This window comes from Gelidibacter sp. (genome assembly GCF_035515035.1).
GTDB lineage: Bacteria > Bacteroidota > Bacteroidia > Flavobacteriales > Flavobacteriaceae > Gelidibacter.
Map to the genome: position 1 here is coordinate 1 of NZ_DATJCA010000141.1, position 1,868 is coordinate 1,868.

Genomic DNA, 1,868 nt, shown 5'->3' on the forward strand with positions numbered 1-1,868 from the left:
TAGTGGAAACGACTGGAGTGAATGGTTTCAATTCAAGACTAGCAGCGATAAGAATGAGAGGTTTTCATTCTTATATTTTGGTGATGCACAAACGGAAATGCGTTCTATGTGGTCAAAGGTAATTCGTAAAGCTTATGCTCAGGCGCCAGATGCTAAGCTAATGCTGCATGCCGGAGACTTAGTTAACCGTAGTACTAGAGACCAAGAATGGGGAGAATGGTTCGAAGCTGGATCTTTTATTCATGCCACAATTCCAAATATGCCATCTCCAGGGAATCATGACTACGGACGGTTTGATGAAGCAAAGGAAATATCACCTTTTTGGGTTGCACAATTTAATTTGCCTGAAAACGGACCTAAAGAACTTAAAGAGAGTGTTTATTTTACCGATGTTCAAGGGGTGCGATTTATTTCTCTTGATGCTCATGCTGTAGAGGGCCTTGGGATGCATATAGAAAGTCAGAAAATATGGTTGGACAGCGTATTGGCACATAATCCCAATAAATGGACATGTGTGGTTTTCCACCATCCAATTTATTCTCCAAAAGCCACAAGAAACAATAAAGTTATGAGGGAAAATTTCAAGCCTATATTTGACAAATATAAGGTAGATTTAGTCTTGCAAGGACATGATCATGCCTATACGCGTGGGATGAAAAATATTCCGATGGAAGAAGGAGAATCGGGGACAATGTATGTTGTATCGGTAAGTGGCCCCAAAATGTCAGATTCCGATATGGAAAAGAAAATATGGATGGATAAACTGGAAGTTTACACCCAGCTTTATCATGTAGTTACAGTGGATGGAGATGAGCTACAATACAGAGCTTATACTGTGGTTGGGGATCTTTTTGATGGTTTCAATCTTATTAAGAGGCACGGAAAAGTCAACAATGTGGTAGAATTGTCCTTATGTGAGGATTGATAATTGATATTTAGGAAGACAAAAATAATTACAATGACCTTGGGAACCTTGGATTTTGCTTAGCTATTAGAGAACATGACTATTGTTTTGATTTTGTAGAAGGGAGATTTAAGGAATTAAATTGTACAAACTAGAAAACTTGTAAGGTTGATATTTAATTAGATTCGCTGGATATTATTTGTTTTTGTTTATATCAGTCTGTATCCTCAGTAAATGGTAGCATTTACTGCGGATATGCATTGAAAAAATTTAAACCGTACAAAAAACGTGGGAAGAAAAGCCTATAAGCTTTTCTAAAAGAGTGCCAACCCACTTTAGTCTAAGAAAAAACGCTGTTTTTGTGTCAACAAAAACTATATGAAGTGTAAGTGTTTTCTAAACTAAGTTTTTTTACTCATAATCACAGCTTATCGAATAAAGATTATAATGAGGTTGGAATTATAAGCAATCCGATTATTCAATCATTAACTGCGATTTGTCTCCGATAACCACGCAAGCCATTTTTTCTAAAAGCAGTATCTCATTTTAATTAACGAACCTTCTGGTACGTTTTTGCTTCCTCTGCTATTTTCCTTATCTTTACCATGATTTTTTATTAAAACAATTAATGTCAGAATAATGAAACAAAACCGTCTTTTTGTAATTTTGTTGGTACTCTTATTTGTAGATTTAACCTCATTTGTTTTTGGACAGTATGACTGGCCTATGTGGAGGTTCGATCATAATCGATCTGCTACAACACCAGAGCAATTAGCGGATGAATTGCATCTTCAGTGGCAGGTAGAATACTCTCCCCGCGAAACCGTCTGGGACGACCCTCTGAATCAAAACCTAATGCAGTTTGATAGGATATTTGAACCTGTTGTAGCTGATAATAAGTTGTTTGTGGGGTTTAATGATCAGGATAAGGTAGTTGCTCTTGATATTCACTCAGGAGAAGAAC

The 1,868-nt window shown here is 36.7% G+C and carries 2 protein-coding genes; both read left to right on the forward strand.

What is annotated here, in order from left to right:
- A partial coding sequence (locus VLZ86_RS11430) for a metallophosphoesterase family protein (protein ID WP_325451420.1) occupies nt 1–925 on the forward strand: 925 nt, incomplete at its 5' end.
- Nucleotides 926–1,543: 618 nt separating this feature from the next.
- Nucleotides 1,544–1,868: hypothetical protein (locus tag VLZ86_RS11435; RefSeq protein ID WP_325451422.1), on the forward strand; the 325-nt coding region annotated here is incomplete at its 3' end.